The 17,425-nt window shown below is 64.4% G+C and carries 17 protein-coding genes and 1 pseudogene; 9 read left to right on the plus strand and 9 right to left on the minus strand.

All coding sequences use genetic code 11. The annotated features are described in order from the left end of the window. Positions 1 to 50: 50 nt before the first annotated feature. Positions 51 to 1,196, plus strand: coding sequence for an AI-2E family transporter (locus UP06_RS13925; RefSeq protein WP_045003143.1), 1,146 nt, complete (start codon positions 51 to 53; stop codon positions 1,194 to 1,196). 6 nt (positions 1,197 to 1,202) lie between these two features. Here the strand turns inward: UP06_RS13925 and UP06_RS13930 are convergent, their stop codons facing one another. The 6 genes from UP06_RS13930 to UP06_RS13955 form a co-directional block, all read right to left on the minus strand. After that, positions 1,203 to 1,499 carry an antibiotic biosynthesis monooxygenase family protein gene (locus UP06_RS13930; protein ID WP_045003144.1) on the minus strand — a complete coding sequence of 99 codons (297 nt, stop codon included), beginning with the start codon at positions 1,497 to 1,499 and terminating at the stop codon, positions 1,203 to 1,205. A gap of 99 nt (positions 1,500 to 1,598) precedes the next feature. Beyond that, positions 1,599 to 1,835 carry a hypothetical protein gene (locus tag UP06_RS13935; RefSeq protein ID WP_045003145.1) on the minus strand — a complete coding sequence of 79 codons (237 nt, stop codon included), beginning with the start codon at positions 1,833 to 1,835 and terminating at the stop codon, positions 1,599 to 1,601. Positions 1,836 to 1,904: 69 nt separating this feature from the next. Continuing rightward, positions 1,905 to 3,137, minus strand: coding sequence for a GGDEF domain-containing protein (locus UP06_RS13940; protein WP_045003146.1), 1,233 nt, complete (start codon positions 3,135 to 3,137; stop codon positions 1,905 to 1,907). A 229-nt stretch (positions 3,138 to 3,366) separates the two neighbouring features. Beyond that, positions 3,367 to 3,843, minus strand: a complete 477-nt coding sequence (rpsI, locus tag UP06_RS13945) for a 30S ribosomal protein S9 (protein WP_045003147.1) — start codon at positions 3,841 to 3,843, stop codon at positions 3,367 to 3,369. Positions 3,844 to 3,845: 2 nt separating this feature from the next. Continuing rightward, on the minus strand, positions 3,846 to 4,310 hold the full coding sequence (rplM, locus tag UP06_RS13950; RefSeq protein WP_018455120.1) for a 50S ribosomal protein L13: 465 nt from the start codon (positions 4,308 to 4,310) through the stop codon (positions 3,846 to 3,848). A 159-nt stretch (positions 4,311 to 4,469) separates the two neighbouring features. Then, on the minus strand, positions 4,470 to 4,898 hold the full coding sequence (locus UP06_RS13955; RefSeq protein WP_045003148.1) for a PaaI family thioesterase: 429 nt from the start codon (positions 4,896 to 4,898) through the stop codon (positions 4,470 to 4,472). Positions 4,899 to 4,997: 99 nt separating this feature from the next. On the opposite strand from UP06_RS13955, the gene UP06_RS13960 reads away from it, so the two are divergent. The 4 genes and pseudogenes from UP06_RS13960 to UP06_RS42050 form a co-directional block, all read left to right on the plus strand. After that, the gene (locus UP06_RS13960; RefSeq protein WP_045003149.1) at positions 4,998 to 5,822 is read left to right on the plus strand and encodes an enoyl-CoA hydratase; all 825 of its coding nucleotides are present in this window, start codon (positions 4,998 to 5,000) and stop codon (positions 5,820 to 5,822) included. A 101-nt stretch (positions 5,823 to 5,923) separates the two neighbouring features. After that, the gene (locus UP06_RS13965; RefSeq protein WP_045003150.1) at positions 5,924 to 6,508 is read left to right on the plus strand and encodes a CoA-binding protein; all 585 of its coding nucleotides are present in this window, start codon (positions 5,924 to 5,926) and stop codon (positions 6,506 to 6,508) included. A gap of 129 nt (positions 6,509 to 6,637) precedes the next feature. Continuing rightward, complete coding sequence (locus UP06_RS13970) at positions 6,638 to 7,918, plus strand: O-acetylhomoserine aminocarboxypropyltransferase (protein ID WP_045003151.1); 1,281 nt, start codon at positions 6,638 to 6,640, stop codon at positions 7,916 to 7,918. Positions 7,919 to 8,129: 211 nt separating this feature from the next. Beyond that, positions 8,130 to 8,381: pseudogene (locus UP06_RS42050) on the plus strand (hypothetical protein); the annotation flags it as partial. Here the strand turns inward: UP06_RS42050 and UP06_RS13980 are convergent. Then, positions 8,378 to 9,460: a COX15/CtaA family protein gene (locus tag UP06_RS13980; RefSeq protein ID WP_045003152.1), complete on the minus strand. Its 1,083-nt coding sequence runs from the start codon at positions 9,458 to 9,460 to the stop codon at positions 8,378 to 8,380. The pseudogene UP06_RS42050 and the gene UP06_RS13980 sit on opposite strands and share 4 nt — an antisense overlap. 96 nt (positions 9,461 to 9,556) lie before the next feature. Here UP06_RS13980 and UP06_RS13985 point away from each other — a divergent pair, with 96 nt between their 5' ends. Next, on the plus strand, positions 9,557 to 9,778 hold the full coding sequence (locus UP06_RS13985) for a DUF2842 domain-containing protein (RefSeq protein ID WP_045003154.1): 222 nt from the start codon (positions 9,557 to 9,559) through the stop codon (positions 9,776 to 9,778). Here the strand turns inward: UP06_RS13985 and UP06_RS13990 are convergent. Further along, the gene (locus tag UP06_RS13990) at positions 9,768 to 10,811 is read right to left on the minus strand and encodes a polysaccharide deacetylase family protein (protein WP_045003156.1); all 1,044 of its coding nucleotides are present in this window, start codon (positions 10,809 to 10,811) and stop codon (positions 9,768 to 9,770) included. The two genes, UP06_RS13985 and UP06_RS13990, sit on opposite strands and share 11 nt — an antisense overlap. 129 nt (positions 10,812 to 10,940) lie before the next feature. On the opposite strand from UP06_RS13990, the gene UP06_RS13995 reads away from it, so the two are divergent. Beyond that, positions 10,941 to 12,122, plus strand: a complete 1,182-nt coding sequence (locus UP06_RS13995) for a GNAT family N-acetyltransferase (protein ID WP_045003158.1) — start codon at positions 10,941 to 10,943, stop codon at positions 12,120 to 12,122. Between the two features lie 6 nt (positions 12,123 to 12,128). Here the strand turns inward: UP06_RS13995 and UP06_RS14000 are convergent, their stop codons facing one another. Continuing rightward, positions 12,129 to 14,369, minus strand: coding sequence for a GumC family protein (locus UP06_RS14000; RefSeq protein WP_045003160.1), 2,241 nt, complete (start codon positions 14,367 to 14,369; stop codon positions 12,129 to 12,131). Between the two features lie 202 nt (positions 14,370 to 14,571). On the opposite strand from UP06_RS14000, the gene UP06_RS14005 reads away from it, so the two are divergent. After that, the gene (locus tag UP06_RS14005) at positions 14,572 to 15,705 is read left to right on the plus strand and encodes a glycosyltransferase family 4 protein (RefSeq protein WP_045003162.1); all 1,134 of its coding nucleotides are present in this window, start codon (positions 14,572 to 14,574) and stop codon (positions 15,703 to 15,705) included. Between the two features lie 119 nt (positions 15,706 to 15,824). After that, positions 15,825 to 17,372 (plus strand): undecaprenyl-phosphate glucose phosphotransferase, encoded by a 1,548-nt coding sequence (locus UP06_RS14010; protein ID WP_045003164.1) that lies wholly within the window; start codon positions 15,825 to 15,827, stop codon positions 17,370 to 17,372. The last annotated feature ends 53 nt before the right edge of the window (positions 17,373 to 17,425 follow it).

Genomic DNA, 17,425 nt, shown 5'->3' on the forward strand with positions numbered 1-17,425 from the left:
CCGCAGGATTTCACGAAAGAGTGGCTCCCGCCCTCCGAAAAGGAAATGAAGTGACGAATCCCGTAGATGAACGGCCCCGGACCCGCACCGATCTGGCTCGGGATCAGGCTTGGGCAATTTCGGTTGGGGGCATCGGCGTCGTGCTGTTCAGCGCCATGCTGGTCTTCACCTGGTATTTTGCCGCCACCCTGCTCCTGATCTTCGCCGGGATGCTGCTGGGCGTCGGGCTCAACGCGCTGACCAATGCACTGGGCCGTCGCGTTCACCTGCCGCATCCGGCGCGACTTGCGATCGTCTGTGTCGCGCTGGCCCTGATGCTCGCGGGCGTCGCCTATCTCGGCGGTGCCACCATCGCCGAGCAGGCTTCGCTGCTCAGCAACACCATCAAATCGCAGATTGCACACGTCAAATCCTTCCTCGACAGCCGCGGCATCGACACCAGCTTCTTCGATCTCGGCAACGCCGCGCCCGCCGCCTCCACCAACGCAGAACCGGCGCCCTCGCCGAGCCCTGCCGCGCATGGCCAGTTGCCGGGTGCCGGTGCGCTGGCCTCCAGCGGCGGCGCGATCGTGAGCCAGACCTTCAAGCTGCTGTTCGGCGCGATCAGCGCCGTCGGCAACGTCTTCATCGTGCTGTTTCTGGGGCTGGCCTTTGCCGCCCAGCCCGGCATCTATCACGACGGCCTGTTGTTCCTCGCGCCGGCCCGGCATCGCACCCGCGCCGCTCTCATCATCGACCGCATCGGCGAAACGCTGGAGCGCTGGCTGATCGCGCAGATCATCGTCATGCTCGCGGTCGGCGTGGTGACGTGGATCGGGCTCGCCATCATCGGCATCCCAGGCTCGTTCATCCTGGGAATCCAGGCCGGATTGCTCGCTTTCATCCCGACCGTCGGCGCCATCATCGCCGGCGTCATCGTGGTGCTGGCGAGCCTCGCCTCGGGCTGGATCCCGACGCTCTCCGCGTTCATCCTGTTCCTCGGCGTGCACGCCATGGAGAGCTACGTGCTGACGCCGGTCCTCCAGCGCCAGGCGCTGGACATTCCGCCGGCCACGCTGTTCGCGTTCCAGATCCTGCTCGGCGTCGTCTTCGGAATCTGGGGCCTGGCGCTGGCGCTGCCATTGGTCGCCATCGCCAAGGTCGTGATCGACCATTTCAAGACGTATGAAGCGCCACCGCTGGCCGAGGTAGCCTGATAGCCCTCAGGTCGCCAGCACGGTCTCGGTGTGCTCGACCTCGGGGGGCGAGGCAAAATACTGGCCGACGAGGCCGCGCCATTCGGCAAAGTTCTCCGAGCCGCGGAAATCAACGGTGTGATTTTCCAGCGTCTCCCACTTCACCATCAGCCGGTAGCGCTGCGGCTTCTCGATCGACTTGTGCAGCTCGAAGCCGTGAAAGCCCTTGGAGCGGCCGAAGGCGGCCTTGGCCTTGGCGACAGCCGCCTCAAAATCCTTCTCGCTGCCCGGCTTGATGTCGATTTGCGCGATCTCGGTGACCATCGTTTCCACCCTTCTTGTTTGATGGGCGTGTCTACCGCAGCCGGGGACAAAGAAAAAGGCGCCTGAACGGCGCCCTGGCCGGCCTAAAACGCGGCGCTCTCAGGCGAACAGCAGGACCATGCCAGCGATGACGAGCGCGCAACCGACAAACAGCGCGAGCGGCCAATAGCTGCGGCTCTGCGTGTAGCGCCCCTGCGCGCGGCGCTCGGTGATGACAGCGGTCTCGTATTCGTCCGCGGTCGAGAACAAACAGGCGAAACCGCCGCGTGCCGAGGCCGCAGCGGCTTCGAGCGACATCAGGGTAGCCTGCGGGTTCTGTCGACGGATCGATTCCATGACCGCAATGGTAGGAACCGAATGGTAAACAGAGGATTACCGCAAGGCCCCTTGAAGGCCTCTTGCGTCTCAGGCCGTGACCGGCTCTGCCTTGGATGGTGTCTTGGGCACACCGATCCGCGCGGCGCTCTGGCGGCGCCAGTTCTCCAGCGACAGCGGCAGCTCCTCCGCCGCCTCGACGCGGTTGCGGCCGCCGCGCTTGGCCTGATAGAGCGCGGTGTCGGCCGAAGCCAGCAGCACCTCGAGCTCGGTGCCGGCCGGCCCGCCGGACACGCCGATGCTGACGGTGGTGTCGACCGCGCCTTCCTCGACCACGACGCCGGAGGTCTCGAACGCCTCGCGCACGCGCTCGGCGACCAGCACGCCTTCCTCCAGCGAGCACGGCAACAAGGCCGCGAACTCTTCGCCGCCGATGCGGCCCGACAGGTCCGAGATGCGCAGATTGCTGACGACGACGGTCGAGAACAATTTCAGCATCTCGTCACCGGCGGGATGGCCGAAGCGATCGTTGATCGACTTGAAGTGGTCGATGTCGAAGATCATCACGGTAACCGGACGGCCGCCCTTGGCCTCGCGCTCGATCATCCGCGCGCAGGCCTCGGAGAAGCCGCGTCGGTTGAGCATGCCGGTCAGGGGATCGGTGGATGCGGCCGTGCGGTGCGCGGTGACGGTGCGCTCCGACACCAGCATGAAGATCACGAACACGGTGCCGACTGCATAAAGCACGAGCTCGACCGCGAACACGGTGACCCAGACGCTGCCGGAGAAGCCGGCATCGTTCGGGCGCAGGAAGCTGCCGAGCAGGATCGGCAGCATCAGCACGCAGCCGTGCATCACCGGCACCACGAAGGCCGGCCAGCGCCGTTGCAGGCTCTTGCGCCGCTCGACCCAGAGCTCGCTCGCGGTCAGCGCCGCGTAGACCGAGACGATGCCGGCGCCGATGATCATGCGCAGCATGGACGCGGCAGGATCAAGCAGCGTCACGGTCGCGGCCCAGGCGAGCGCGCCGAGCACGAGACCGGGCCAGTTCGGCTTGCGGCCGTGGAAGACGCGCGCCGCATTCCAAACCATACCGCAGGCGACGAAGCCCACCGCATTCAGCGCGAGATAAAGGTGCGGGCCGAGCTTGTCGCCGGTCGCCGTCCATAGCGCGACAGACGCTGCGCCAAGGAGATATGCGGTGCCCCACCATTTCAGCGCGGGACTGTTCTCCTGCCTGCCGAAAAATACCATCATGGCGCCGAGCAATGCGGCAACCATGGTGGCGACCAAATAGAGCGTGATGCTATCGAGCGACATCATGTCGGCCCCCTCTTGAACATAGCAGTTACGCGATCGGCACATCCGACTTGCGCGCCCTTCCAGATGCGACGCTATGTCCGGCGAGTTCCATTGAGGTTTTCACGCGAGGCCAAGTTTTCGGGAAACTCGTCATCAATTTGCGTACAAACGAACAACAAAAAGGGCGCTGAAATCAGCGCCCTTTTGCATTTCATTGAAGCCGCTTTCGCGGCGAATGTGACCGAAGCGATTAACGCTTCGAGAACTGGAAGGACCGGCGGGCCTTGGCCTTGCCGTACTTCTTGCGCTCGACCACGCGCGAGTCGCGGGTGAGGAAGCCGCCCTTCTTGAGCACGGTACGCAGCTCCGGCTCGAAATAGGTCAGCGCCTTGGAGATGCCGTGACGGACGGCGCCAGCCTGGCCGGACAGACCGCCGCCGGCAACGGTGCAGATCACGTCGTACTGGCCGGAACGCGCGGCCACGGAGAACGGCTGCTCGATCATCATGCGCAGCACGGGACGAGCGAAATAGACCTCGACCTCGCGCGCGTTGACCGTGACCTTGCCGGCACCCGGCTTGATCCAGACGCGGGCGACCGCGTCCTTGCGCTTGCCGGTGGCGTAGGCGCGGTTGAACTTGTCGACCTTCTTCTCGTGCTTGGGCGCATCGGGCGCCGCGGTCTTGAGCTGCGAGAGCTGGTCGAGCGACTGAATGGATTCGGCCATGGTTATGCGGCCCTCGTGTTCTTGCGGTTCAACTTGGCGATGTCGATCTTCTCGGGCGTCTGGGCCTCGTGCGGATGATCGGCGCCGCCGTAAACGCGGAGGTTGCCCATCTGGACGCGACCGAGCGGACCACGGGGGATCATGCGCTCGACGGCCTTCTCGAGCACGCGCTCGGGATGCTTGCCTTCGAGGATCTGGCGCGCGGTGCGCTCCTTGACGTGGCCGACATAGCCGGTGTGCTTGTAATAGGTCTTCTGCTCGCGCTTGCGACCGGTGAGGACCGCATGCTGCGCGTTGATGATGATGATGTTGTCGCCGCAATCAACGTGAGGCGTGTAGGTCGGGAGATGCTTGCCGCGCAGGCGCATGGCGACGATGGTGGCGAGGCGGCCGACGACCAGACCCTTGGCGTCGATCAGCACCCACTTCTTCGTCACCTCAGCCGGCTTTGCCGAAAAGGTTTTCATATCGGAGTTTCCGTGGACGGGGAGATATCGGCGCGAACACCGCACCGGACTGCGCGGTTTTCTAAAGAAGTGGCGCGTAACGGTCAATGCCCCAGAGCGTAAAATATACAAGCGAAATCAGTATCTTAAAATTATGGTGCTATAATACCCGCAAAAAGCTCAAACATTTGGAATGGAATAGGTCGATGTGACATGAGCGATCGGATCGGGCGAGGTCCCGGACAACAGGTTCACCTCCCCGACCGCCAGGCGCTTGCCGAGCTTGAGAAGCCGCGCCTCCGCCAGCACGTCCTGCCCGGGCTGGCCCTTGCGCAGGAAATTGATGTTGAGATTGGTGGTGACCGCGAGCCCGATCGGCCCGATCGCCGACAGCAGCACCACGTACATCGCGAAATCGGCCAGTGCCATCAGCGTTGGGCCCGACACGGTTCCGCCGGGCCGCAGCATCTTTTCGCCGTAGCGCTGGCGCAGGAGGCAGGTCTGGCCATCCGCGCTCTCGATCGTGATGTCGTCGCCGCTGAAGGCCTGGGGAAACTCGTCGCGGAGAAACTGCTCGAGCTCCGCCACGCTCATTTTCGCTAACGCCATACCACGCCTCACCCTCGCTTCACGTCGCCTGTTACATTAGGTTATCTGCATCATCCATCTGCGTCATCCAAGTGCAATAATCCAACCGGAAACGCTTCAATGTCCGCCCAGGCAGCCCGCGCCCCCTCCCCGCAACCGCCAATCCTGTTGCGCGAGACAATCGGCAGCATCGCGGTCCTGACGCTCAACCGCCCGGCCGCCCGCAACAGCCTGTCGGAGGCGATGATCGCAAGCCTGCATGCCGAGCTCAATGAGATCCGCGACGACAAGGCGATCCGCGGCGTGGTGATCGCGGCTAATGGCCCCGCCTTCTCCGCCGGCCACGACATGAAGGAGCTAACGGCACGCCGCAGCGATCCCGATCGCGGCCGCGCCTTCTTTGCTGAGATGATGAACGCTTGCAGCGCGATGATGCAGGCGATCGTGCATCTGCCAAAACCCGTGGTTGCGGCCGTCCAGGGCATCGCGACCGCGGCCGGCTGCCAGCTCGTGGCGAGCTGCGACCTCGCGATCGCCTCAGAAGCGGCGAGTTTTGCCACGCCCGGCGTCGACATCGGCCTGTTCTGCTCGACACCGATGGTGGCGTTGTCGCGCAACGTGCCGCGCAAGCAGGCGATGGAGATGCTGCTGACGGGCGAACCGGTCTCGGCCGCACGTGCCCGTGAGATCGGCCTCGTCAATCGCGTGGTCGCCGCCGGCACCGAGCGCGACGCCGCGATTGAGCTCGCGCAGCAGGTCGCGCTGAAATCGGCCTACACCATCAAGCTCGGCAAGGAAGCATTCTACCGCCAGGCCGAGATGAGCCTTGCCGATGCCTATCGCTATGCGGCAGAGGTGATGACCGAGAACATGATGGCGCGCGACGCCGAGGAAGGCATCGGCGCCTTCATCGAGAAGCGCACGCCGACATGGCGGGATGAGTGACTCCCGTCATTGCGAGCGAAGCGAAGCAATCCAGGATTCCTCCGCGGTGACAGTCTGGATTGCTTCGCTTCGCTCGCAATGACAACAAGAAAAGACGACAGATGAACCACGACTCCTATCCCGACAATTACATCCGCGGCATCCTCAACAGCGTGAAGTCGATCGCAATGGTCGGCGCCTCGCCGCAAAATGTGCGGCCGAGCTATTTTGCGTTCAAATATCTGGCGCAGCGCGGCTACGACATGATCCCGGTCAATCCGGGCCATGTCGGCAAGGACCTGCTCGGAAAGCCATTCGTCGCATCGCTCTCCGATATCGCCCGTCCCATCGACATGATCGACATCTTCCGCAACTCCAGCCACATCATGCCCGTGGTCGAGGAAGCCCTGACGCTCGATCCGCTGCCGAAGGTGATCTGGATGCAACTGGGGGCGCGTGACGATGCGGCGGCAGAAAAGGCCGAAGCGGCCGGCATCAAGGTGGTGATGAACCGGTGCCCAAAAATCGAATATGGCCGCTTGTCGTCCGAGATTTCCTGGATGGGTGTGAATTCGCGCACGCTGAGTTCCAAGCGCCCGCCGGCACCGACGCAGGGCATGCGGCTATCCCTCAATCGGATGAGTGTCGGCGGTGGCGAGACCGCGGCCTCGGATCGCGCCGCCAAAAACAAGACCGAGCGAAGCTGACGCAATTGCGAAGGATCGATTTCGCGCACGCGACAATGCGTAGCACGATGTGAAGCCGCAGCTTGACGGCGGGCGCTGTGACGATCAGCATGCCGCGCGATTTCAGACCACAAGAACAGGACGCCCTCAATGAGCGATCGCCTTCCGGGATTTTCAACCCTCGCCGTGCATGCCGGTGCACAGCCCGATCCCACCACCGGTGCGCGCGCGACTCCGATTTATCAAACGACGTCTTTCGTCTTCAACGACGCCGACCACGCCGCTTCGCTGTTCGGATTGCAGTCGTTCGGCAACATCTATACCCGCATCGGCAACCCGACCAATGCCGTGCTGGAAGAGCGCGTCGCCGCGCTTGAAGGCGGCACCGCCGCGCTCGCGGTTGCCTCGGGCCATGCCGCGCAGGTCGTGGTGTTGCAGCAACTGATGCAACCCGGCGACGAATTCATCGCCGCACGAAAACTCTATGGCGGTTCGATCAACCAGTTCGCGCACGCGTTCAAGAGCTTTGGCTGGAACGTGGTGTGGGCCGATCCGGATGATGTCGCAAGCTTCGAGCGCGCGGTGACGCCGCGCACCAAGGCGATCTTCATCGAGTCCATCGCCAATCCCGCCGGCAGCATCACCGACATCGAGGCGATCTCGACGGTGGCGCGCAAGGCGGGCGTGCCGCTGATCGTCGACAACACGCTGGCCTCACCCTATCTGATCCGCCCGATCGACCACGGCGCCGACATCGTCGTGCACTCGCTGACGAAATTTTTGGGCGGCCACGGCAATTCGCTCGGCGGCATCATCGTCGATGCCGGCACCTTCGATTGGTCGACGGGCGGCAAATATCCGATGCTCTCCGAGCCGCGGCCGGAATATCACGGCATCCGCCTCCAGGAGACCTTTGGCAATTTCGCCTTCGCGATCGCCTGCCGCGTACTCGGCCTGCGCGATCTCGGCCCGGCGCTATCGCCCTTCAATGCCTTCATGATCCTCACCGGTATCGAGACGCTGCCGCTGCGGATGCAGAAGCACTGCGACAACGCCAAGGCGGTGGCCGAATTCCTCGCCGGTCATCCGGCGGTGGCCGCGGTGAATTATTCGGGCCTTGCCAGCGACAAGTACAACCAGCTCGCACGCAAATATGCGCCGAAGGGCGCGGGCGCGGTGTTCACTTTCAGCCTGAAGGGCGGCTATGACGCAGGCGTCAGCCTGGTGTCGAAATTGCAGCTGTTCTCGCATCTGGCCAATGTCGGCGACACTCGCTCGCTCGTCATCCATCCCGCCTCGACCACGCACAGCCAGCTCGACGACGCCGCCAAGGTCAAATCCGGCGCCGGTCCCGACGTGGTGCGGCTCTCGATCGGCATCGAGGACAAGGAAGACCTGATCGCGGATCTGGAACAGGCGCTGGCGGCCTAGTATTCCCTGCCGTCCGGGGCACACGAAAGCTTGCCCCGGAACGCGCCCCGGTTAACAGTCATTAACCATATCTGCTGCATACATCGTCCTTGGATCGCCCTTTTGATTCGGAGCCGACGATGCTGCGCTGGATGGTGCCTGCCCTTGCGGCGATGCTGACGGTTTCAAGCGCGCTCGCCGCCGATCTGCCGGCCACGCCGAAACGGCGGGNGCCGCCACTCAGCAAGAGCCGCCAAAAGTCTATGTCGAAACCGATCCGGACGCGCTGATCTCACCGGCCTATGGCATCGGCAGCTACATTCGCAACCTGCCGGGCACGCCGCTGCTGCCGGGCTCGCATACGCTGCCGGGCAATTACGGCCGCCCCTGGGACTACGACTATCAGGGCTCGTATTACGGCGGCAAGCAGGTCGATTATTTCTGGCGACTGCCGTACTCGTGCGGCATCTACGGCTATTGCTAGCCGGCCTGACCAACCGGAACCGCGCGAGGATTCGCTTGCGCGCTTTGCCGTAGAGCCAGCCGCTCCGCCTGCATCACCGCAAGCGTCAACACCACGATCGCGACCGCCTGGTGCGAAAGCGCGAGGTCAATCGGCACCTGGTTGAGCAGCGTGAGGATGCCAAGCACCGCTTGCAGGCTTACAGCCGCGAACAGCCACAACGCACCACCGGCCGCTGAACCCGCGCGAGACCGCACCGCATCGAACGCATGCAGCGCCGCGAGCGCGAACAGCGCATAGGCCGTCATGCGGTGCTCGAACTGCACGGTCAGCACATTGTCGAACATGTTGCGCCACCACGGCGTCTCGAACCACAGCCGGTCCGCGGGCGGAATGAACGCGCCGTCGATCTGAGGCCAGGTGTTGTAAGCGCGCCCCGCGCGCAGGCCCGCAACCAGCGCGCCAAAATAGATCTGGACGAAGGTCACGACGAGAAGCAACCCGCTAGTCAACCGCAGCCGCGCGGGCGCTGCGATCTGCGGCCGGTCTGCAAGCCGCCGCACCGTCCAGACGATGCCGGCGAAGATCAGCAGCGCAAGCACCAGATGCGTCGCCAGCCGATATTGCGACACCTCGACGCGCTCGGAGAGGCCCGAAGCCACCATCCACCAGCCGACCGCGCCCTGGAGCCCGCCGAGTGCGAACAGAAACCACAGCCGCCGCTTCAATTCACCGGACAAGCCGCCGCGCCACAGGAAGAACAGGAATGGCAGCAGATAGGCGACGCCGATGAAACGGCCGAGCAGCCGGTGGCTCCATTCCCACCAGAAGATCTCCTTGAACTCGGACAGGCTCATGCCGGCGTTGAGCTCGCGATATTGCGGGATCTTCTTGTAGGCCTCGAAGGCGTCGGTCCACTGCGCCTCTGAAAGCGGCGGCATGCTGCCGGTGACCGGCTTCCATTCGACGATCGAGAGACCGGATTCCGTCAGGCGCGTTGCACCTCCGACCAGCACCATCAGCGCGATCAAAGCGGCTACGGAAATCAGCCACCAGCGCACGGCGCGATGCGGCTTGGTCAAGGCGGAATTCGTCGTCATGTCAGGGGTCGAAACCAAGGCTTGAACCGGACTGCGTGCCCCTTATAGTCCCCCGCTCCCGCAGCGCAAGTTACGCGAAAGCCGCAATATTCCGCCATGACGATCCGCACCCGCAAGTTCCTCGGCGCCATCCTGCTCCTGGTGCTGGCCACCGTCTGGGCCCTGCTCGGCATGGCGGCGGCGCAGATGCCGTGGATCGCGGAGTCCGGCTGGCGGCAAGCGATCTATTACGTGGTCGTCGGCATGGGTTGGGTGCTGCCGGCGATGCCGATCGTGAGCTGGATGCAGCGGCCCGACCGCGCCAAATCTAGTTCGTAACGGCGCCGGTCGGTTTCACCGGCGGAAACGCAATTCCGGACACCAGCACGCGCATCATGCGCAGCGAGCGTACCCGGCCGTCCCAGGAAATCCGCGGCAGCGCGCGCAGATTGGTGCGCCCCTCCGCATCCACGATGCCCGGCAGTGTCGACACCGCGCTGGCAAAGCCCGCCTCCTCCGCCATCACGACGTGGGTGCGCCGGAACGAGGCGCGATCGCCGAACGGGAACGCCAGATGCCGTATCTCGCGGCCGAAGGCCGCTTCCGCGACCGCCTTGCCCATCGTGATCTCGCGCAGCGCAGCCGTGTCCTTCATGTTGGCGAGAACGGGATAGTTCACGGTCGCATTGCCGATCGTCACCAGCGGATCGGCTGCGAGCTTCGCCAGATCCTCCCAATTCATCGACGCCTCGCGCGAGAGCGTGGCGAGATCGATCCGGTAGCGGGTGCAGAGATCGGCGATCGCGGCCGACAGCTGCGCCGGCGTCAGCGAGCGCAACCAGCCCTCGACGAACGAGAACAGCGCCTGCTTCTCGGCATTGCCTGTGACGGTGAAGCGCTGCTCCCTGTCACCCATCATCAGGCTGAGGCGGCTCTCGCGCGCAATCACCCGTTCGAGCCCGAGCCACCACGCTTCGCCGACGCCATCGGGAAAGGCGGTCGGAACGTAGACAGTGAACGGAACCGCGTGGCGCGCCAAGACCGGATAGGCAAAGCTGATGAGGTCCTTGGCAGCGCCGTCGAAGGTGAGCGCCACGAAGCGCCGTTTCTCCGGCAGCGTCACCGCGCGCCGGCAGACGTCGTCCATGCCCAAAAAATCATACTGCCAGCGCTTCAGCGCGCGAATGGTGCGATCGAGGAATTGCGGCGTGATCTCGTTTTCGCGCAACGGCTGGAACGCACCGCTCCGCCGTGGCCGCACCCGCTCGAAGCGCAGGATGGCGCCCTCGCCGCGGCTGCGCAGCAACGGCTGGCCGGTGAACCAGGCCAGTTCAAGCCGCAACCGCTCCAGCCATCTGTCGTCGGATGCCAATATCCCACCTTCGCGTAGGCCGGCGGCCTGTTCCCTCGCTTATTGTCATTACCCTTTGTTGACCTTTCTTTGCAAAGGTCGGCCACAAGCCGAAATACGCATTTTTCGATTTCTCGACAGGTTTCGCGAATGACCATGGCTACGGCGATGCAAAGCCGGACGGCAGAAGCGCCAGCGCGGTCGAAAGCGAGCCGCATTGCGCATGTCGACATCGTCGCCGATCTCGGCCTGGCCGAGCCGGTCTGGCGTGCCTTGGAAGAACCCGGCCATCTCTCCACGCCCTATCAGCGGTTCGATATGTTGAGCCCCTGGCAACGGCTGGTTGGGAGCCACGAAGGCGCCCTGCCCTTCATCGTGATTGCCCGAGATGCCGAGCAAAAGCCGCTCGCGCTGCTGCCGCTGTCGCTCCGCCAAAGTCATGGCGTGCGCACCGCCTGCTTCATGGGCGGCAAGCATACGACCTTCAACATGGGGCTGTGGAACGCGGAGTTCGCCGCGCAGGCGGCCGTCGCTGATCTCGACGCGCTGGTTGCGCCGTTGCGCGGGCATGTCGACGTGCTCTCGCTGATGCAACAGCCCAAGCGCTGGCACGACCAGCAGAACCCGTTCGCGCTGCTGCCGAGGCAGAGCGCGATCAACGGCTGCCCGCTGCTGGTGATGGAGCCCGGTGGCCCGCCGGCGTCCCGGATCAGCAATTCCTTCCGCCGCCGCCTCAAGAGCAAGGAGAAGAAGCTCCAGGCACTCGCCGGCTATCGCTATCACCTCGCCACCACCGATGCGGACGTCACCCGCCTGCTCGACTGGTTCTTCCGCATCAAGCCGGCGCGGATGGCCGAACAGAAGCTGCCGAACGTGTTTGCTGAGCCGGGCGTCGAACAGTTCATCCGCAGCGCATGCCTTTCGACGCGCGGCGAAGGCCGCGTCATCGATGTCCACGCGCTCGAATGCGACGACGAAGTCATCGCGATCTTCGCCGGCGTCGCCGACGGCCAGCGTTTCTCGATGATGTTCAACACCTACACGCTGTCGGAGCATGCGCGCTACAGCCCCGGCCTGATCCTGATGCGCAACATCATCGACCGTTACGCCGAGCGCGGCTATCGCTCGCTCGACCTCGGCATCGGCTCGGACGAGTACAAGCGGATGTTCTGCAAGGATGACGAGGACATTTTTGACAGCTTCGTACCCCTGACCCCGCGCGGCAAGCTCGCGGCGATGGCGATGTCCTCGCTCAACCACGGCAAGCGGCTGGTGAAGCAGAACCAGATGCTGTTCGACCTGGCACGAAGGCTGCGCCAGGCGTTCGGGTAGATCAGCCTACGCCGCCACCACGCGCGGTGCGGGCTCGCCGGCATCCGATGGCTGCACCGGCCTGCTGAGCATCGTCACCTCGCTGAAACCAACCGCTCTCAGCTGCTCGCACATCAGCGCGCGCGCATCCGGCTCCATCGACGCATCGGGCACCACGACGGCACGGGCATTCGCCGTCAGCAGTTCCGCCGGCAGATCGGAGGCACTACCGGCATCGATCAGCACGTGGTCGTAGGCGCGAAGCAGCGCGTCGATCGCGAGCGTAACCCGCGGCGACTGAAGCAGACTGCGGTCGAAGCCTGGACGGCCCGCCGCAACCAGTTGCAGCCGCGAGAGCCTGTCCTTGGTGATCACTTGCGCAAACGAAGCCTCGCCCTGCATCAGCTCGGCCAGGCCGGGAGCCATCGGATCGGCGGACACTGCGGCAATCGTCGGCGAAGATCCGGCGAGATCGACCACGACGACGCGGGCATCGCGCGCCAGATGGCGGGCGAGCGTCAGCGTCGACAGCGTGATGGCATCGCCCGATGCGGTGCCGAGCACCGTGATCTTCTTTGCCGCAGCACCCGCGGCGCGCAGGTTCTCGGCCAATTGCCCGATCTCCGCGAATTCGCTGACAACGGCATCGGCCGTCATCTCCGGCTGTAGCGGGGCGTGCTCGGCGACCACGGGATCGACGACGGGTTCATGACGAACCACTGCCGCCGCAGGAATCAGCGCGGCAACGGCGCGCGGCGCGGTCTGGCGCAGGAGTTCGCCGGTGACGACGAGACCGGACGAGAGCAGCAGCGTCGCCAGCGTCGCGATCAGCACAATCGGCAGCTTCTTCGGATAGGCCGGCGTGTTCGAGACGATAGCGCGCGAAATGATGCGGCCTTCCGTCGGCGCGGTATCGATGCTCTCCCGGGTGCTGGCCTCGCGGTACTTCCCAAGATACGTCTCAAGCAGGTCGCGCTGCGCCTTGGCCTCGCGCTCGAGCGCGCGGAGCTGGACGTCCTGACCGTTGGTCGAGGTCGCCTGCTTCTTGAGCTGATCGAGGCTCGTGGTCAGATTATCGACCCGGCCGCCGGCGATCCGCGCGTCGCTCTCGAGCGAGCGCGAAATCTTGGCCGCCTCGTCGCGAATTTGGTTGTCGAGATCGCCGAGCTGCGCCTTCAGCTCCTTGATCCGCGGGTGATTGCCAAGCAGCGTGGACGATTGTTCGGCGAGCTGCGCCCGCAGCGTCACGCGCTGCTCCGACAGCCGCCGCATCAATTCGGAGTTCACGACCTCGGACGCCTCGATCGGCTTGCCGCTCTGGAGCATCTCCTTGATCAGCCGCGCCCTGGATTCCGCGTCCGCCTTCATCGAGCGCGCGTTGTTGAGCTGGGTATTGACCTCACCCATCTGCTGGTTCGACAGGGTGGTGTTGTTGGTGCCGACGAAGAGAGACGATTTGGAACGGAAATCCTCGACCTTGGCCTCGGCGTCAGACACCTTCTTGCGCAGACTCTCGATTTCGCCCGAAAGCCACTGGCTGGCGTTGCGCGCCTGGTCCTGGCGTGCGTTCTGCTGGAGCACGAGATAGCCGTCGGCAATCGAATTGGCGACCTGCACGGCAAGCTCGGGATCGGCCGACTGGAATTCGACCACGATCACGCGCGACTTGTCGACGGCATAGGCCTGGAGGCGATCGTAATAGGCGTCGAGCACGCGCTCTTCCGGCGTCATCGAGAACGGATCGCGGCCGATGCCGACCAGTGCCGCAAGCGATTTCAGCGGCGAGACGCCTTGCAGCACCGGATCGAATTCCGGCCGCTCCGCAAGCTTGTTCTTCCTGATGATCTCGCGCGCGAGATCACGCGACAGCACGAGCTGGACCTGGCTCGTCACGGCCTCGGGGTCGAGCGCCTGTCGCTCCTCGGTGCTGCGGTCACTGCTCGGCCGCAGGAATACGTTTTCGCGGCCGTCGATCAGGATGCGCGATTCGGATTTGTAGCGCGGCGTGATGAGATTGACGATGGCGACGGACGCAACGAGGGCTAGCACGGTCGGCACGATGATCCAGCGGCGCTTGCGCGCGAGCGCGCCGCCGAGCGCGTGCAGGTCGATGTCACCGGATTCGGCAGGCGCCTGCTTCACGGCAACGGGCGCCGGTTTGGCTTCAACCTTGGGCTTGATCTCAGGCCTGGCTTCGGCTTTAGGCTTCGACACAGCCCGCTCGACGACCGCCTTATCCTTGCCGGCACGCCAGAACGCTAAACGCATCGAACACTCCCGCAGGGCAACGCCACTGATCTACCTCAACCGGGGCGATTACACTCCATTAAGGTTGCCGCTGGGTTAATCGCGGCATCCCGCGACCGGCGCATGCGCGCTCGTCATCGTTTGTTAACCACGAGGGCTCTTAATCTATCTCGATATTTCGAGAACTTTGTTCGGCATTCGCCGTCGAGCGCTGGTTTTAATCATGCCCCCCTCTCCCGACCAGCCGCTTCGCATCCTCCACGCCGTTCGCGCTCCGGTCGGCGGCATCATTCGTCATATCCTTGACCTCGCCAACGGCCAGGTCGATCGCGGCCATCATGTCGGAATTCTCGCTGACAGCCTCACCGGCGGCGAGCGCGCCGACAAGGCGCTGGCTGAGCTCGCGCCAAGGCTGAAGCTCGGCGTGCATCGGATCGCGATCCGCCGCGAACCATCACCGGAAGACTTTATGGTGTGGCTTCGGATGCGGCGCCTGATCGGCAAGCTCAAGCCCGACGTCATGCACGGCCACGGCGCCAAGGCCGGCGCCTTCGTCCGCATGCGGCGGCGCGCCGACGACACCATCCGCATCTACACCCCGCATGGCGGCTCGCTGCACTACCCGCTCAACACCCTGAAGGGCGAGTTTTACGCGCGGCTCGAGCGGACGCTGATGGATGCGACCGACTTGTTCCTGTTCGAGAGCGCCTTTGCCCGCGACACCTATCAGCGCATCGTCGGCACGCCCAAGGGCGTGGTGCATTGCGTCTTCAACGGCGTAACGCCCGAAGAATTCGAACCCGTCATCATCGCCGATGATGCCACCGACCTCGCCTATGTCGGCGAGTTCCGGCACATCAAGGGCGCCGACCTGCTGGTCGATGCGGTAGCGCGACTGCACGCGGGCGGCAAGAAGGTCACGCTGACGCTCGGCGGCGATGGCGAAGAGACCGCCGCGCTGAAGGCGCAAGTGGAGAAGCTCGGCCTTGGCGGCGCGATCCGCTTCATCGGCCACGTCAAGGCACGCTACGGCTTTTCCAAGGGGCGGCTCCTGGTCGTGCCCTCGCGCGGCGATTCCATGCCTTATGTCGTGATCGAGGCGGGTGCGGCCGGCATCCCCATGATCGCGGCGCGCGTCGGCGGCATCCCCGAGATCTTTGGCAGCGAGAGCCCGGCGCTGTTCGCAGCGAGCAACGCCGAGGCCATGGCCGAGGCGATCGCAGCCGCGCTCGAAAACCCGCAAGGAACAGCGCAGCGTGCGGCATCGCTCCGCGAGCGGATATCGGCGCACTTCTCCCAGCAGGCCATGGTCGACGGCGTGCTCGCGGGTTACCGCGCCGCATTTGCAAATCATTAACCATCCTTAAGGCCGCTTTAGAGAATCTTCCGATTTGTCCGTTATCCGATGAGCCTGGGGGATGCCCGCCCGGGACGTACAGCCGTGGCCCTGGGCTGTTGGAATGGACGTGGACGCCCGTGGAACCGCTCAACGCACGCTCGATGCTCGATGCCGCGACCAGCGCCGCGGCCAAGCCGGCTGAAACAGCCTTCGTCGAACGCCGCCGCCGGCTGACGCCGGCTGCGCTCGATGTCGTCAACCAGAAGGTCGCCCGTGCCTATTCGCCGATCGTGATCACCGGCGTCGTGCGCGCTGCCGACTTCGTGCTGCTGAGCCTCGTCGGCATCGCCCTGTTTGTCGGCTATGTCATGCCGCTGTCCGGCTTCAGCTGGGTTTATCCGGCGGAGGTCATCGCCGTCGCGGTCGCCGCCGTGGTCTGCTTTCAGGCCGCCGACATCTACCAGGTTCAGCTGTTCCGCGGGCAGCTTCGGCAGATGACGCGGATGATCTCGTCCTGGTCGTTCGTCTTCCTGCTGTTCATCGGCATTTCTTTCTTCGCAAAGTTCGGCAGCGATATCTCGCGGCTGTGGCTTGCCGCGTTCTATTTCCTTGGCCTCGCGGCGCTGGTCGCCGAGCGCCTTATCCTCCGCTCGCTCGTGCGCAACTGGGCGCGCCAGGGCCGGCTCGACCGCCGCACCATCATCGTCGGCTCCGACCTCAACGGCGAGAAGCTGGTCGAGGCGCTCAACGCGCAGGAGGATTCCGACATCCACGTGCTCGGCGTGTTCGACGACCGCAACGACAGTCGCGCGCTCGACACCTGCGCCGGCGCGCGCAAGCTCGGCAAGGTCGACGACATCGTCGAATTCGCCCGCCGCACCCGCGTCGATCTCGTGCTGTTCGCTTTGCCGATCTCGGCGGAGACGCGCATCCTGGAGATGCTGAAGAAGCTCTGGGTGCTACCGGTCGACATCCGCCTCTCCGCGCACACCAACAAGCTGCGCTTCCGTCCCCGCTCCTATTCCTATCTCGGCGAGGTGCCGACGCTCGACGTGTTCGAGGCGCCGATCACCGACTGGGATCTGGTGATGAAATGGCTGTTCGACCGCATCGTCGGTGGCCTCGCGCTGCTCGCCGCGCTTCCGGTGATGGCACTGGTGGCATTGGCAGTGAGGCTCGACAGTCCCGGTCCCGTGCTGTTCCGGCAGAAGCGGTTCGGTTTCAACAATGAGCGCATCGACGTCTACAAGTTCCGCTCGATGTACCACCACCAGGCCGACCCGACCGCGTCGAAGGTCGTGACCAAGAACGATCCGCGCGTCACCCGCGTCGGCCGCTTCATCCGCAAGACCAGCCTCGACGAGCTGCCGCAGCTCTTCAACGTGCTGTTCTCCAGCAATCTCTCCCTGGTCGGCCCGCGCCCGCACGCCGTGCAGGGCAAGCTCCAGAGCCGGCTGTTCGACGAGGCCGTCGACGGCTATTTCGCCCGCCACCGCGTCAAACCCGGCATCACCGGCTGGGCCCAGATCAATGGCTGGCGCGGCGAAATCGACAATGAAGAGAAGATCCAGAAGCGCGTCGAGTTCGACCTCTATTACATCGAGAACTGGTCGGTGCTGTTCGACCTCTACATTCTCCTGAAGACGCCGATCTCGCTGCTGACCAAGAACGAGAACGCGTATTGAGTTGATTTTCTCCGTCATGCCCCGGCTTGACCGGGGCATCCAGTACGCCGCAG

Origin of the sequence: Bradyrhizobium sp. LTSP857 (assembly GCF_000938285.1) — a bacterium.
Lineage (GTDB): Bacteria > Pseudomonadota > Alphaproteobacteria > Rhizobiales > Xanthobacteraceae > Bradyrhizobium.